Genomic DNA, 14,501 nt, shown 5'->3' on the forward strand with positions numbered 1-14,501 from the left:
ATGTCCAAAGGGTATCAGGCTTCACTTTCAAAACCCGGTTGTTCCTGCAATGGCAAGTGCAGCGTGATGCAGGTGCCGCGCCCTTCGATGCCGTCGGCGACGCTGATCCGACCGCCGTGGGCACCGACCATACCCTGACAAATCGCCAACCCCAACCCCGTGCCCTGCCCGCCCCGATCACCGCGGGCGGCGGTGTAGAACATGTCGAAAATCTTCGCCCGCTCCTCCTCCGGAATTCCCGGCCCTTCGTCGCAGACCGAGAAAAACAGTTCGCTGTCGTCGGCCCCGGCGCGCAATTGCAGTCGACCGTGGGGCGGAGAAAAGCGCGCGGCGTTTTCCAGCACGTTGACCAGCGCCTGCTCGATCAGCGCGGCATGCACGTACAGCAGCGGTAATTCGGCCGGCACTTCGGTGCTGACCTGCAATGGCGACAGCACCGCGCGCAGACGGTTGAGCGAGCTGCCGACGATGTCGGCCGGCGACACCCAGTCCCGCGCCAGCTTCAACGCGCCGTGACCGAGGCGGGTCATGTCCAGCAGGTTTTGAATGTAACGGTCGAGGCGCTCGGCTTCATCGCGGGTGCCTTCGAGCAGTTCGCGGCGATCCTCCAGCGGGATGGCTTCACCGAGGGCCAACAGGCTGTCGATGCTGCCGCGCATGGAGGTCAGCGGCGTGCGCAAATCGTGGGACACCGACGCCAGCAAGGCGCTGCGCAGTTGCTCAGTTTCACCGTGCAGGCGCGCCGCTTCCAGGTCCTCGGCCAGTTGCGCGCGGGCCAAGGCCTGCGCCAGCGGCTGACTCAACGCCGTCAACAAACGCCGACGCTGACCGCTCAAGGTCTGGCCTTCCTTGGCACACACGCCAAGCAACGCCAACGGTCCGTCTTCCACCGACAACGGCCACCACCACCAACGCCCGAACGGCAGCGTGCCGGTGCCCGCGCCCGCCGGCTGGTCGTGTTGCCAGGCCCAATCGGCGGCGGCGCGTTCGGCTTCGGAAAACTCCAGCGGGCCACCGGTCTCGACCTTCCAGCCGCCTTGGCCGTCGTGATTGAGCAGGCACAGTTGCAGATCGCTCCAGCCGTTGAGGTGCTGGGCTGCGGCGCTGACCACGGCCTGGCGATCGGTGGCGGCGGTGAGTTTGCGCGACAAATCGAGCAGTTCGGTGGTCTCTTCCTGGGTGTCGCGCAGCGCCTGCAATTGCCGCCGTTGCCGCGCCGCGAGGTTACCGGTGAGGGCTGCCATCAGCAGGAAGAACAGCAAGGTCAGCACGTCTTCTTCGCGCTGGATACTGAAGGAGAAATTCGGCGGAATGAACAGAAAGTCATAGGTCAGGAACGACAGCGCCGCACAGGCCAGCGCCGGGCCGAGGCTGCTGCGCACCGCCACCAGCAACACGGCGGCGAGGAACACCAGCGAGATATTCGGCAGCGGCAAGACACTCGCCACTGCCCAGGCCAAGGCCGTGGCCAAAACGGTTGCTACCACCGCCAACGCGTAATCGAACCAGACCAGCGAATGCGCCGAACGCTGACGCGGCTGATCCTGTTCCTGATCGCTGTCGAGGACGTTGATTTCCAGCCCGCGCGCATCGCGCAGCAAGCGTGACGCCAGACCGCCACCAAACAACCGCCGACGCAAACGCTGGCGCGACTGACCGACCAACACCAGACTCGCGCGGCGTTCGGCGGCGTGCTGGATCAGGGTTTTCGCCACCTCGCCGGCACGCAGCAACACCACTTCGCCGCCAAGACGTTCGGCCAGTTGCTGGGCACTTTGCAGGCGCAGGCGCGATTGCTCGTCGCGCACGCTGCCGTTGTCCACGTGCACCAGGCTCCACGGCAAATGACGACGTTGGGCGACGCGACTGGCGTGACGCACCAGGCGCTCGGCCTGGGCATCACCATCAATGCCGACCAGCAGCCGACCGCGCACGGCGGGCGCCGCTTGGCCGAGCTGGCGATAACCCTGGGTCAGGTCATCGTCAACCTGCGCAGCGGCGGTTTGCATCGCCAGTTCGCGCAGGGCGGTGAGGTTGGTCTGAGTGAAAAAGGCATCGATAGCCGCGCGCGCTTGCTCCGGCACATAGACCTTGCCGTCGCGCAGACGCTCAAGCAGTTCGCGCGGCGGCAGGTCGATCAGCAGCAGTTCGTAGGCTTCTTGCAGCACCCAGTCCGGCAGGGTTTCGCGAACCTGCACGCCGGTGATCCCGCGCACTTGATCGTTAAGGCTTTCGAGGTGCTGGACGTTAACCGTGGTGAAGACGTCGATGCCGGCGGCGAGCAGTTCCTGGATGTCTTGCCAGCGTTTGGCGTGACGGCTGCCAGGAGCGTTGGTGTGAGCCAGTTCGTCCACCAACACCAATTTCGGCTTGGCCGCGAGCAGGCCGTCGAGGTCCATTTCTTCGAGCATCACGCCACGGTATTCCGAACGCACCAACGGCTGTTGCGGCAAGCCGCCGAGCAGCGCTTCGGTCTCGGCGCGGCCGTGGGTTTCGACCACGCCGGCGATGACTTTCACGCCTTGGCGCAATTGGGTGTGGGCCGCTTGCAGCATGGCGTAGGTCTTGCCGACACCGGGCGCGGCACCGAGAAAAACCTTGAGCCGGCCACGGCCATCGCGGGGCAGGTCTGCTAACAGCGCGTCGGCGCGGCCGGAGTCACTCATGCTTGAAGCTCACTTTATTCAGATGTTGATGTGGTGATTATTCTGCCGCCATCGCTAGCAGGCTAGCTCCCACATTGAAATACAAACCCCTGTGGGAGCTAGCCTGCTAGCGATTGGCCGCACCACCGATTTACAGGTTATCCAGCGCCATGTTCAACGCCAGCACATTAACCACTGGCGGGCCAACGAGCGGCTGTTCGATATGCGCATCCATCAATTGCTGAAGCGTAGACGCCGGCAGATTACGCGCTGCCGCAACACGCGCCAGTTGATAGGCAATCGCCGCTGGTGGCAAGTGCGGATCGAGGCCGCTGCCAGAAGTGGTGAGCATGGCCAATGGCACTGGCCCCTGACCGGGCACCAGCAGTTTGCTGGCATCGTCAATCACGCGAGTCGCGAGCGCCGGGTTGCTTGGTGAAAGGTTGCTGGCGCTGCTCGATACGGTGGCAAACGCACCGGCGGAAGGCCGCGGGTGGAACCAGGCATCGCCAACAAAATCCTGGGCAATCAGCGACGAGCCACGGACCTTGCCGTCGGCGTCACGCACCAGACTGCCATTGGCTTGATCCGGGAACGCGACCTGGGCAACACCGGTGACGACCAAGGGGTAAGCGACGCCGGTGATCAGGGTCATCAGCACGAGCAGGCTCAGGGCCGGACGTATCATTGTGGACATTTCAGAATCCTCGAAATTGGAGAAGTAGTGGGGTGTCAGGGAAATCCACCCCTCACCCCAGCCCTCTCCCCATGGGGGAGAGGGGAAAGGGAGCCGATCTTTGTGCTGTTCAAAATCTGAGTTCGACTCGGTTTTTCAGGTCGATGTAGCTCCAAGAACACCTCGATCAGTCACCTCTACCCCTTGGGGAGAGGGTTAGGGTGAGGGGTCGATTTCAGCCTCAAACCAGATGCAACGCCGTCAACAGCATGTCGATGGCCTTGATGCCCACGAACGGCACCAGTAATCCGCCCAGTCCGTAGATCAGCAGATTGCGGCGTAGCAACGCCGCCGCACTCACGGCCTGCACCCGCACCCCACGCAGCGCCAGCGGAATCAGCACCACAATGATCAAGGCGTTGAACACGATCGCCGACAGAATCGCGCTCTGCGGACTGGCCAGATGCATGACGTTCAGCACACCCAATTGCGGGTAGATAGAGGCGAACAACGCCGGCAGGATCGCGAAGTATTTGGCCACGTCGTTGGCGATGGAAAACGTCGTCAGCGCACCACGGGTCACCAGCAATTCCTTACCGATCTGCACCACGTCCAGCAACTTGGTCGGGTCGCTGTCGAGGTCGACCATGTTCGCCGCCTCGCGCGCCGCTTGCGTGCCATCGTTCATCGCCATGCCGACGTCAGCCTGGGCCAGGGCCGGGGCGTCGTTGGCGCCGTCGCCGCACATGGCAACCAGGCGGCCGTCGTTCTGTTCGTGGCGAATACGCGCCAGCTTTTTCTCTGGCGTGGCTTCGGCCAGCACGTCATCGACGCCTGCTTCGGCGGCAATCGCCGCAGCGGTCAGCGGATTGTCGCCAGTCACCATGACCGTGCGGATCCCCAGTTTGCGCAGCTCGGCGAAACGCTCGCGGATGCCGGGCTTGACCACGTCCTTGAGGTGAATCACGCCGAGCAATTTACCCTCGGCACACACCAGCAAGGGTGTGCCGCCGCTCTGGGCGATCTTGTCGATTTCCCGGGACAGGGCCGGGGCCAGATCGGCGCGTTTCAGGCCGACGAACGCCAGCAGCGAATCGACCGCGCCTTTGCGATACACGCGACCTTGATAGTCAACACCGGACAAGCGGGTTTCGGCGCTGAACGGCACAGCGGTCAACACGTCAGCGGAAGGCTCAGGTTGCGGGTGAATCCCACGCAGGTATTCGACGATGGACTTGCCTTCGGCGGTGTCATCGGCCAGCGACGCGAACAACGCACCTTCGGCCAGCTCCTTGGCGGTCACGCCAGGCGCTGCATAAACAGCGGTGCAGCGACGGTTACCGAAAGTGATGGTGCCGGTCTTGTCCAGCAGCAGGACGTGTACGTCCCCCGCCGCTTCCACGGCGCGACCGGATTTGGCAATGACGTTCAGACGCACCAGACGGTCCATCCCGGCGATACCGATGGCGGACAGCAAGCCGCCAATGGTGGTCGGAATCAGCGTGACCAACAACGCCACCAGGAACACCAGCGGCAGGCTGCCGTTGGCGAAGTGGGCGAACGGTTGCAGGGTGACGACCACCAGCAGGAAGATCAGGGTCAGGCCGATCAGCAGGATGTCGAGCGCCACTTCGTTCGGGGTTTTCTGGCGTTTGGCGCCTTCGACCAGGGCGATCATGCGGTCCAGTGTCGATTCGCCCGGGTTGGCGGTGATCTTCACCAACAGCCAGTCAGAGACCAGGCGGGTGTTGCCAGTGACGGCCGAACGGTCGCCGCCGGACTCACGAATCACTGGCGCGGATTCGCCGGTGATCGCCGCTTCGTTGACGGCTGCAATACCTTCGATGACCTCGCCGTCGCCGGGGATCATTTCCCCGGCTTCGACACGCACCACATCGCCCTTGCGCAGGCTGGTGGCGGGCACCACTTGAAAGGTACCGTTGCTGGTTTTGCGGCGGGCGCTCAAGCCTTCGCTGCCGGCCTTGAGGCTGTCGGCACGGGCCTTGCCGCGACCTTCGGCCAGGGCTTCGGCGAAGTTGGCAAAGAGCACGGTGAACCACAACCACAGCGCGATTTGCGCAGCGACGAAGGTCGGCACGGTGCTGTCGGGAATGAAGCACAGCACGGTGGTCAGGATCGCGGTCAGTTCGACCACCAGCATCACTGGCGCACGCTGCAATTGCCGTGGGTCGAGCTTGACGAAAGCTTGCACCAGCGCCGGGCGCCACAGGGCCGAGATCGCGGTTTTTGGCTGTTCCGTCGCCTTGACGGCCGCCGGTTTATTTACAGGCATATTCATCATTGACTCCTTAGAAGCCCATGCTCAGGTGTTCAGCGATAGGACCCAGCGCCAACGCCGGCAGGAAGGTCAAACCACCCACCAACAAGATGGTCACGGTCAGCAGGACCACGAACATCGGACCATGGGTCGGAAAGCTGTTCTGGCCGATTGGTGCGGTTTTCTTCATCGCAAGGCTGCCGGCCAACGCCAACACCGGAAGGATGTAACCGAAGCGACCGATCAACATGCCCAGTCCCAGCATCAGGTTGTGGAACGCTGTGTTAGCACCGAAGCCGCCGAAGGCCGAACCGTTGTTGGCACCGGCCGAGGTGTAGGCGTACAGCAACTGGCTGAAACCGTGGGCACCGGGGTTGCTCACCGCCGCTACCGGACCGGGCAGGCTCGCGGCAATCGCGCCAAGCACCAGCACGCCGAGCGGCATCACCAGCAAGGTCACCACCAGCAACTGGACTTCCCTGGCTTGCAGTTTCTTGCCGAGGTATTCCGGCGTGCGGCCGATCATCAGGCCGGCTAGGAACACCGCGATCAACACGTTAAGCAACATGCCGTAGAGCCCGGCACCGACGCCGCCGAAGATCACTTCGCCAACCATCATGTTGACCAATGCGACCATGCCACTGAGCGGGTTGAGACTGTCGTGCATGCCGTTGACCGAACCATTGGACGCCGCCGTGGTGGTCACCGACCACAGCACGGTGGCGGTGGTGCCGAAGCGCGCTTCCTTGCCTTCCAGCGGTGCGGTCTGTTCGACGGCGACATTGTTCAGGGTCGGATTGGGTTGGTATTCAGCCCACAACGAGGTCGCGCCGCCGATCAGGAACAGCGCCAGCATGCAGGCGATGATCGCGCGACTCTGACGCAGGTCTTTCACGTAGTGGCCGAAGGTGAACACCAGCGCGGCCGGGATCAGAATGATCGAGCCAACTTCAAACAAGTTGCTCCACGCCGTCGGGTTCTCGAACGGGTGCGCCGAGTTGACGCCGAAGAAGCCACCGCCGTTGGTGCCCAGTTGTTTGATCGCAATCTGGCTGGCAGCCGGACCGAGCGGGATCACCTGATCGACGCCTTGCATCGTCACGGCATTCACGTACTGCGCGAAGGTTTGCGGCACACCCTGCCAGACCAGGTACAGCGCCAGCAGCAGGCACAGCGGCAACAGGCCGTAGAGGGTGGCGCGGGTCATGTCGACCCAGAAGTTGCCCAGGGTCTTGGTCGATTTGCGACCGATACCGCGACACAGCGCAACCAATACCGCCAGGCCGGTGGCGGCGCTGACGAAGTTCTGCACGGTGAGGCCGACCATCTGGCTCAGGTAGCTCAGGGACGCTTCACCGCTGTAAGACTGCCAGTTGGTGTTGGTCATGAAACTGACGGCGGTGTTGAACGCTTGGGTCCACTCCAGACCCGGCAGGTTTTGCGGGTTGAGTGGCAAGTGCGCCTGGAACAACAGGATCACGAACAACAGCAAAAAGCCCGCGAGGTTGAAGGCGAGCAAGGCCAGGGCGTACTTCTGCCAGCTCTGTTCGGCCTGCGGATCAACGCCGGCCACCCGATAACAACCACGTTCCACCGGTCCGAGGATCGGCGAAAGCCAGGTGCGCTGGCCTTCCATGACCTTGTAGTAAAACCGCCCAAGGAACGGTGCCGGGATCAGCACCACGGCAAAGAAGGCCAGGATCAGCCAATAGTCATAACTGTGCATAGCCGCTCCTAGTTCCGGTCCGCGCGCAACAGCGCAACCAACAGATAAATGAACAGCCCCACTGCCAATAGCAGTGACACCCCGTCCAGAACGCTCATGGAAGTTCTCCGTGTTACGGCGTATTGCCGCGTGTGGAGTCATTGTCGGCAGGGAGGCTGTAAAGGAACGAGACCAAGGGTGTTGGCTGTGCATAAAGAAAGCGTAAAGAGTGGGTTTATGCGGGCGTTACAGCAGATTTTTGCAGCGCCTGTCCGGGCCTCATCGCGGGCAAGCCCGGCTCCCACAGGTTCAGTGGTGGAGTCGGATTCGGAGATTGACTCAGATCCCTGTGGGAGCGTGGCTTGCCCGCGATGGCGGCAGGCCAGACAACATCGCACCCAACTGGCGCAACAAAATGCGTACCTCCAGTGCCGAACATCCCCGATACGACACCTTTTTACGCTTTACGACTGCCATCACAACACTGGCACGCCCACTGCAAACGCCCTCCCCGAAGCTGTCCAAACCGTTCAGGGAGCAAACGCATGAACACACAACTCAAACCCACGCTGGGCACACTGCACCTGTGGGGCATTGCGGTCGGGCTGGTGATTTCCGGTGAGTATTTCGGCTGGAGTTACGGCTGGGGCGTGGCCGGGACACTCGGGTTCCTGGTGACCTCGTTCATGGTCGCCACGATGTACACCTGCTTTATCTTCAGTTTCACCGAGCTGACGACGGCGATTCCCCATGCCGGCGGCCCTTTTGCCTACAGCCGTCGCGCCTTTGGTGAGAAAGGCGGATTGATCGCCGGGCTGGCGACGCTGATCGAGTTCGTCTTCGCCCCGCCGGCGATTGCCTTGGCTATCGGTGCTTACCTGAATGTGCAATTCCCCGCCCTCGACCCGAAACACGCAGCGGTCGGCGCCTACATCGTGTTCATGGGCCTGAACATTCTCGGCGTGAAACTGGCCGCGACCTTCGAGTTGGTTGTCTGCGTATTGGCCGTGGCGGAACTTCTGGTGTTCATGGGCGTGGTCGCGCCGGCCTTCAGCTTCAGCAACTTTGCCCTGAATGGCTGGGCCGGCTCCGATGTGTTCGGGGCACCAGCGATTGCCGGGATGTTCGCGGCGATTCCATTCGCCATCTGGTTCTTTCTCGCCATCGAGGGCGCAGCGATGGCGGCCGAAGAAGCCAAGGACCCGAAACGTACGATCCCGAAGGCCTACATCAGCGGCATTCTGACCCTGGTATTGCTGGCCATGGGAGTGATGTTCTTCGCCGGCGGCGTCGGCGACTGGCGCACCCTGTCGAACATCAACGACCCGCTGCCACAGGCCATGAAAACCGTGGTCGGCGAAAGCTCGGGCTGGTTGCACATGCTGGTGTGGATCGGCCTGTTCGGCCTGGTGGCGAGTTTCCACGGAATCATCCTCGGCTACTCGCGGCAGTTCTTCGCCCTCGCCCGCGCCGGTTACCTGCCGGCCTCGCTGGCCAAACTGTCGCGCTTCCAGACCCCGCACCGGGCCATCATTGCCGGCGGTGTCATTGGTATCGCAGCGATCTACAGCGACGGCCTGATCAACCTCGGAGGCATGACGCTGACTGCGGCGATGATCACCATGGCGGTGTTCGGCGCAATCGTGATGTACATCATGAGCATGCTCAGCCTGTTCAAGCTGCGTAAGACCGAGCCGAACCTGGAGCGCACCTTCCGCGCACCGTGTTATCCGTTGGTGCCGATGATTGCGTTGGTGCTGGCGGTGGTGTGCCTGGTGGCGATGGCCTGGTTCAACACCTTGATCGGGTTGATCTTCGTTGGCTTTATGGCGGTGGGTTTCGTGTACTTCATGCTCACGGCGCAATTGCGTGCCGATGCGCCGGCAGACGCGATGTTGACCGGCCTGTAATCAGCCAAGTGCGGCAGTCATATCAGGCATAGAATTGAACCACTGCGAAATGAAATCGCTCAAAGTGGTATGCACGATCGATTGGCGAAACCCGCCAATCGGCCTGCCCTCAAGGAGAGCCCTATGCCCTGGTATGCCTGGTTGATTCTGGTCGTTGCAATCGGCTCGATCGTTGGTGGTTTGATGATGCTGCGTGATACCGCCAACAAGGTCGAACTGACCGAAGAGCAACGTAAACGCGTCGCTGAGCGCAACGCGGAAGCGGACGCCAAGGATGCGCAGGACCGCTAAACCAAAAACCCTGTCATTCTGATCGAATGACAGGGTTTGGCGTTTCTACTTTTCCCAGTCTGCCTTGGCAATATGCAGGCCATGCAACCCTTTGTACGCCGCACGTTCGGGCTGGCTCCAGCCCTCGAGCAACGCATCCTCCAACCGATAAATCTCCACCCCCAGCGGGCGACAGACGCTCAGCGGATCCTGCGCATCCGGTCCCCACATCGCCAGCGAGAGATCCCCTCCCGGACAGGTCGACAGCGCACACAGCAAATCGATCTCGGCAAAGAACTCCAGGTAATCGCCCTTCTGCGCCGGACAGGCTTTCATGAAATACATGTCGTCATGGTTCAGGCCGGTGCACTGAAAAATGTTCAGCACGTCATGCACGTCGAACTCAGTCAGGCCATGGGGCAACACGGCGCGTGTCAGGTTGGAGTGGCAGTGATGATGAAAATCCTCGCCGGTGAGCATTTTATTCACATAGGGATCGCAGCGAGTGCCGAGCAAATCGTGCAAACGACCGCCATGTTCGTCAATGCCGTAACCGGCCAGGCTGTCGTCGGTGATGGTCACCAGCGGCCGCAAGAAAGGCAGGTTCGACCAGAGCCGGTCATGGGTGCTGACATGGGCGCCCTGCAACTGCCGGGTGCGCGCCGCCCACAGACGCTCGCGCGGATCGTTGGCATTCCAGACATTGAAATCGCCGACTTGCGGGCCGACCGGCGTGGTCACGCGAAACACATGCCCGGCCGGCACGTTCCAAGCGCGCCCGGTACGGATCGGCACCTCAAATGACTCGATCAGCGTCCGGCCGTCCTTGTTGTCGCGGATCCGTTCATAGAAGGCTTTGTCCACCTGCAAGGCCGAGCCTTTGCTGACTTGATAGGCCGCGGGATAGTCTTTGTACATGGCACAAATCCTCAATCAGTGATGGGGGGTTGGGGCAAGCATTTGCAACAGAAGGTGTTCGGAGTCATCGAGATAAACCCTCATGGCGTCTGCAGCGGCGCGCTTGTCGCCCTCGACGAGGAAGTCATGGATCTGCCGGTCGCGAGCCAGCCAGGGCGCCTGGAAACGTGATTCATCCGGAGCGTTGCAGAACGCCAGGCGCAGTTGCGCGACAACGTTGGTGAAAAACTCATCGAACAAAGGGCTGCGCAGCAACCCGACGATGTGTTGATGAAACGCCAGACTGTGGGAGCCAACGGCGCGCCAGTCCTCGCGTTCCCGGGCCAGCTCGGTGGCCTCCAGCGCCTCGAGCATCCGGCCGGACTGATCGTCGCTTGGCGGTTGGCTCACGCTGATGGCCTGCAACTCCAGAGTGCGCCGAACCTTGAACAGATCCCGTACGTCATCGATGCCCAGCCTGCGCACCATCACGCCCTTGTTGCGCACGTAACGGGTCAGACCGTCCTGGCCCAGACGGTGCAACGCTTCACGAATGGTGTTGCGGGAAGCGTTGTAGGCCGACACCAGATCGTTCTCTACCAGCGCCATGCCAGGCAGCAGGCGACCGCCAATGATGTCGGCGCGTAACTCCAATGTGATGTGATCGGCCAGGGACAGTCCGCTGTGCATGCTTATCGCCTCGTGATTGTTCAACAATCGTCAGCTGACAAGTAATCACTATTCGTGCCAGTTGATTCGATGCGGCAGGACGAAGTTGGACGCATCTGCATGCCTTTTAGAAGTAGAAGTACAGTCACCATCCCATTTTCATTGGTTAAGATGGCGCATTGTTGCGGAGATTCCAGATGCGTTACTCGCAGGACCATAAAGCCCAGACCCATCAACGCATCATCAACGAAGCCTCAGCGCGATTTCGCCGTGACGGTATTGGCGCGACCGGCTTGCAACCTCTGATGAAAGCATTGGGCTTGACCCACGGCGGTTTCTACTCGCATTTCAAGTCCAAGGACGAACTGGTGGAAAAAGCCCTGCAGGCTGCCGCCGATCAGTGCGACGCTACCTGTGCCGAGCTTTTCGCTCAGGATCGCCCGCTGGAAACGTTCATCGATACCTATCTGTCCGAATGGCACCAGACTTCACCTGATGAGGGTTGCCCTCTTCCGACGATGTCCTCGGAGCTGGGTTTGCGCGGACAACCCAGCCCGACCTCAGACGTGGTGCTCAATTCAAGGCTTGAACAAGTGCAAGGCACGCTTGAAGGCGAAGATGCCGCCGACCGCAGCATCTTCATCATGTCCGCACTGGTCGGGGCGTTGTTGCTGTCGCGCAGTGTCGAGAACCCGGAGCTGGCGCAGCGGATTCTCGACGTGACACGCGAGTTTCTCAAACAACCCCTGGTCTAATCCTGCCAGCGCTTGAACAATACGCTGGCATTGACCCCACCGAACCCGAAACCATTGGACAGCGCGTACTCGATGGCCATCGGCCGCGCCTGACCGTGGACGATGTCCACACCTTGCGCCGCCGGATCCGGGTTTTCGAAATTGAGAGTGGGTGGCACGATCTGATCGCGGATCGCCAACAGCGTGAAGATTGCCTCGATACCGCCCGCTGCGCCAAGCAAATGCCCGGTCGCCGACTTGGTCGACGTCACCGCGATCTTGTTGTCCGAGCCAAACAACGACTTGATCGCCGCCAGCTCTCCAAGGTCGCCCACCGGAGTGGAGGTGGCATGAGCGTTGAGATGCTGCACCTCTGCAGCCGAAATGCCTGCCTGGGCCAACGCCAACAATATTGCCCGACGCGCACCGCTGCCGTCTTCGGGGCCCGCAGTCAGGTGAAAGGCGTCCGCAGTGGTGCCGTAACCGACCAGTTCGGCCAAGGGTTGAGCACCGCGAGCCAGCGCATGCTCCAATGATTCAATCACCAGAAGGCCCGCGCCCTCTCCCATCACGAAGCCGTCACGGCCACTGTCGAACGGCCTTGAGGCGCGCTCCGGAGTGTCGTTGTAACCGCTGGACAACGCGCGAGCCGCAGCGAACCCGGCAAGACTGACGCGATCGATCGCGGCTTCCGCGCCACCGCACACGGCGATGTCCGCCTCACCACATCGAATCAGCCGCGCGGCGTCTCCAATCGCCTGCACCCCGGCCGCACACGCCGTCACCGGAGCCCCCAACGGGCCCTTGAATCCATGCTGGATCGACACATGGCCGGCCGCCAGGTTGACCAGAAATGAAGGAATGGTGAACGGCGACAAACGTCGCGGGCCACGACTGTCGGTAGTCCGAACCGCATCGGCAATCGCACCGAAACCACCGACGCCCGAGCCGATGATCGTGGCCGTGCGCTCCTGGGCATTGGCATCCTGAGCTTGCCAGCCGGCCTGCTCCAACGCCTGGCGCGCAGCTTCCATGGCAAACAGGATGAAGCGGTCCATCTTCTTCTGCTCTTTGGGCGGCGTCGCGCGATCCGGGTCGAAACCTGCTTCGGGATCCTCCGACAACGTCTGCACTGCCCCACCGACCTTGGCCGGCAGATCAGCGACCACCTCGTCAGGCAACTGACGCAAACCTGAACGCCCCGCCAACAGGCGCTCCCACACTGCCTCAACGCCGCTACCCAGCGGAGAAACCAGCCCCATACCTGTTACCACTACTCGACGATCACTCATACCGCAATTACCTCAAACCGATTGAAGGCGTCTTACTTATAGCGCGCGGCTGCCGTACTTTTGGAAAGATTAGGCGCCATGACCAGGCGGGCCTTCACAAAGTCGTCCCAGTCAGAGGCGTTCGGTAACGAGGGAATGGTGACCAGCTCACCCTGATCCAGACCCGACAACGCCGCGTCGACCATCTCCCCTGCTTCCATCACCATATCCGCCGGAATCTGAGTCGCATCGATACCGGAGCGCTCCCAGATTTCAGTGCGTGTTACCCCTGGCAACACTGCTTGAACCTTGACACCTGTACCGTCCAGTTCTGCGTTCAACGACTGGGTCAGGCTTAACACATAAGCCTTGCTCGCGCTGTAAGTGGCATTAAAGCGCTCGGGAAACAACGCCACCACCGATGCGATATTAATGATCGTCCCCCGACCTGCCTTGGCAAAACTGGCAGCCGCTGCCGATGCCAATCGAGTGACCGCGGTGACGTTCAGTTGAATCAGTTTTTCCATCTGGTCCATATCGGAATTGGCCAACAAACCATCAGCCGCCACACCGGCATTGTTCAGCAACAGGCTGATACTCGAATCACTACGAAGACGCTGCTCGAGCTTCAGCACATCATTCTTCTGTGTCAGATCCGCCTTGAACACCTCGACCTGAACGCCATGCTCGGCGCGCAACGTGGTCGCCGCCGCTTCCAGCCGCACTTGATCACGAGCGACCAACAACAAATCAAAACCACGCGCCGCCAACCGCTCAGCGTAGATTGCGCCGATACCGGAAGAAGCACCGGTGACGAGGGCGGTTCCTTGGGACGGGGTGGAAGTCATGGCTGTGCTCCTGGGAGTGCTTGAGGGAAAGACAAGCGCCTGAATCTCAGAACGCTTTGGCGGTTATTTGTTTATTATAGGCATAATCCAATTACAATATGATATCCGTAATTTTTATTGTGGGAACCGAAGGTTCTAACACGCGCCATGAGCCCCACATCGAAAACACACTGCCGAGGCCCGATGCTGAACTCCCGGTCCCGTTCTGGAGCTAGCCCTCATGGAGCAGCCCAAGGGCAAAACCGAGGGGCCGATATCGCCTTGAATGAGATCAACAAGCTATACGCTATCGAGCGAGATTTAAAAGAATTCGACGATGAACATCGCCACGCAGGACAGCAAAAATAGCCTGTCCATGCTGGCGCAGTGCAACTCGGCTGGAGAAAACCCAGTCCCAAGTAACCACGCAGAACGCGCGGAGTAGCAACACGCTAATAGGCGCGACGGCCAGCGCCCAACTGAATAGTTGGGTCGAGACTGTCGAAGCCAACAACCAACAACCCCATGCGTGGCTCCCCCACACACTTGAGTGTTTGCCACAAGCCTTGGCAATAGAGGACGTCGAATCCTTGCGGCCATGGAACTGCTGACCCCGTTT

Annotated in this window: 12 protein-coding genes and 1 pseudogene; 4 read left to right on the plus strand and 9 right to left on the minus strand. The window is 61.1% G+C overall.

All coding sequences use genetic code 11. From position 1 onward, the window contains the following. Positions 1-14: 14 nt before the first annotated feature. From DJ564_RS23280 to kdpF, 5 genes are all read right to left on the minus strand, one after another. Entirely contained in the window at positions 15-2,666 is a 2,652-nt protein-coding gene (locus DJ564_RS23280; protein ID WP_109633676.1) for a sensor histidine kinase KdpD, read from the minus strand. Positions 2,667-2,796: 130 nt separating this feature from the next. Further along, positions 2,797-3,342: a potassium-transporting ATPase subunit KdpC gene (gene kdpC / locus DJ564_RS23285; RefSeq protein WP_109633677.1), complete on the minus strand. Its 546-nt coding sequence runs from the start codon at positions 3,340-3,342 to the stop codon at positions 2,797-2,799. A 220-nt stretch (positions 3,343-3,562) separates the two neighbouring features. After that, positions 3,563-5,620, minus strand: coding sequence for a potassium-transporting ATPase subunit KdpB (gene kdpB / locus DJ564_RS23290; RefSeq protein ID WP_109633679.1), 2,058 nt, complete (start codon positions 5,618-5,620; stop codon positions 3,563-3,565). Between the two features lie 10 nt (positions 5,621-5,630). Further along, a complete protein-coding gene (gene kdpA, locus DJ564_RS23295; RefSeq protein ID WP_109633680.1) occupies positions 5,631-7,325 on the minus strand; it encodes a potassium-transporting ATPase subunit KdpA in 1,695 nt (564 codons plus the stop codon). An 8-nt stretch (positions 7,326-7,333) separates the two neighbouring features. After that, positions 7,334-7,423 (minus strand): K(+)-transporting ATPase subunit F, encoded by a 90-nt coding sequence (gene kdpF / locus DJ564_RS23300; protein ID WP_007899818.1) that lies wholly within the window; start codon positions 7,421-7,423, stop codon positions 7,334-7,336. Positions 7,424-7,849: 426 nt separating this feature from the next. Here kdpF and eat point away from each other — a divergent pair, with 426 nt between their 5' ends. Both eat and DJ564_RS23310 read left to right on the plus strand, forming a co-directional pair. Beyond that, a complete protein-coding gene (gene eat, locus DJ564_RS23305; protein WP_109633682.1) occupies positions 7,850-9,214 on the plus strand; it encodes an ethanolamine permease in 1,365 nt (454 codons plus the stop codon). A 123-nt stretch (positions 9,215-9,337) separates the two neighbouring features. Next, positions 9,338-9,505, plus strand: a complete 168-nt coding sequence (locus DJ564_RS23310; protein ID WP_010461642.1) for a DUF2897 family protein — start codon at positions 9,338-9,340, stop codon at positions 9,503-9,505. Positions 9,506-9,550: 45 nt separating this feature from the next. Here DJ564_RS23310 and DJ564_RS23315 read toward each other — a convergent pair whose 3' ends face one another. Both DJ564_RS23315 and DJ564_RS23320 read right to left on the minus strand, forming a co-directional pair. Further along, the gene (locus tag DJ564_RS23315) at positions 9,551-10,402 is read right to left on the minus strand and encodes a DUF1989 domain-containing protein (protein WP_109633684.1); all 852 of its coding nucleotides are present in this window, start codon (positions 10,400-10,402) and stop codon (positions 9,551-9,553) included. Between the two features lie 15 nt (positions 10,403-10,417). Next, positions 10,418-11,071 carry a GntR family transcriptional regulator gene (locus tag DJ564_RS23320; protein WP_109633685.1) on the minus strand — a complete coding sequence of 218 codons (654 nt, stop codon included), beginning with the start codon at positions 11,069-11,071 and terminating at the stop codon, positions 10,418-10,420. Between the two features lie 176 nt (positions 11,072-11,247). Here DJ564_RS23320 and DJ564_RS23325 point away from each other — a divergent pair, with 176 nt between their 5' ends. Further along, positions 11,248-11,805, plus strand: a complete 558-nt coding sequence (locus DJ564_RS23325; RefSeq protein ID WP_109633687.1) for a TetR/AcrR family transcriptional regulator — start codon at positions 11,248-11,250, stop codon at positions 11,803-11,805. On the opposite strand, the gene fabF is transcribed toward DJ564_RS23325, so the two are convergent. Continuing rightward, positions 11,802-13,076, minus strand: a complete 1,275-nt coding sequence (gene fabF, locus DJ564_RS23330) for a beta-ketoacyl-ACP synthase II (RefSeq protein ID WP_109633689.1) — start codon at positions 13,074-13,076, stop codon at positions 11,802-11,804. The genes DJ564_RS23325 and fabF overlap by 4 nt on opposite strands. Before the next feature lie 32 nt (positions 13,077-13,108). Next, a complete protein-coding gene (locus DJ564_RS23335; protein WP_109633690.1) occupies positions 13,109-13,903 on the minus strand; it encodes an SDR family oxidoreductase in 795 nt (264 codons plus the stop codon). Positions 13,904-14,129: 226 nt separating this feature from the next. Between DJ564_RS23335 and DJ564_RS32915 the strand changes: the two are divergent. After that, positions 14,130-14,493: pseudogene (locus DJ564_RS32915) on the plus strand (transposase domain-containing protein); the annotation flags it as partial. Positions 14,494-14,501: the final 8 nt, after the last annotated feature.

This window comes from Pseudomonas sp. 31-12 (genome assembly GCF_003151075.1).
Taxonomy (GTDB): Bacteria; Pseudomonadota; Gammaproteobacteria; order Pseudomonadales; family Pseudomonadaceae; genus Aquipseudomonas.

Bases quoted from the DNA above. Each gene is read 5' to 3' on its own strand.
- kdpB (WP_109633679.1), bottom strand. From the start codon at position 5,620: ATGAATATGCCTGTAAATAAACCGGCGGCCGTCAAGGCGACGGAACAG.
- DJ564_RS23325 (WP_109633687.1), top strand. From the start codon at position 11,248: ATGCGTTACTCGCAGGACCATAAAGCCCAGACCCATCAACGCATCATC.
- kdpA (WP_109633680.1), bottom strand. From the start codon at position 7,325: ATGCACAGTTATGACTATTGGCTGATCCTGGCCTTCTTTGCCGTGGTG.
- DJ564_RS23280 (WP_109633676.1), bottom strand. From the start codon at position 2,666: ATGAGTGACTCCGGCCGCGCCGACGCGCTGTTAGCAGACCTGCCCCGC.
- DJ564_RS23335 (WP_109633690.1), bottom strand. From the start codon at position 13,903: ATGACTTCCACCCCGTCCCAAGGAACCGCCCTCGTCACCGGTGCTTCT.
- DJ564_RS23315 (WP_109633684.1), bottom strand. From the start codon at position 10,402: ATGTACAAAGACTATCCCGCGGCCTATCAAGTCAGCAAAGGCTCGGCC.
- eat (WP_109633682.1), top strand. From the start codon at position 7,850: ATGAACACACAACTCAAACCCACGCTGGGCACACTGCACCTGTGGGGC.
- kdpC (WP_109633677.1), bottom strand. From the start codon at position 3,342: ATGTCCACAATGATACGTCCGGCCCTGAGCCTGCTCGTGCTGATGACC.
- DJ564_RS23310 (WP_010461642.1), top strand. From the start codon at position 9,338: ATGCCCTGGTATGCCTGGTTGATTCTGGTCGTTGCAATCGGCTCGATC.
- fabF (WP_109633689.1), bottom strand. From the start codon at position 13,076: ATGAGTGATCGTCGAGTAGTGGTAACAGGTATGGGGCTGGTTTCTCCG.
- kdpF (WP_007899818.1), bottom strand. From the start codon at position 7,423: ATGAGCGTTCTGGACGGGGTGTCACTGCTATTGGCAGTGGGGCTGTTC.
- DJ564_RS23320 (WP_109633685.1), bottom strand. From the start codon at position 11,071: ATGCACAGCGGACTGTCCCTGGCCGATCACATCACATTGGAGTTACGC.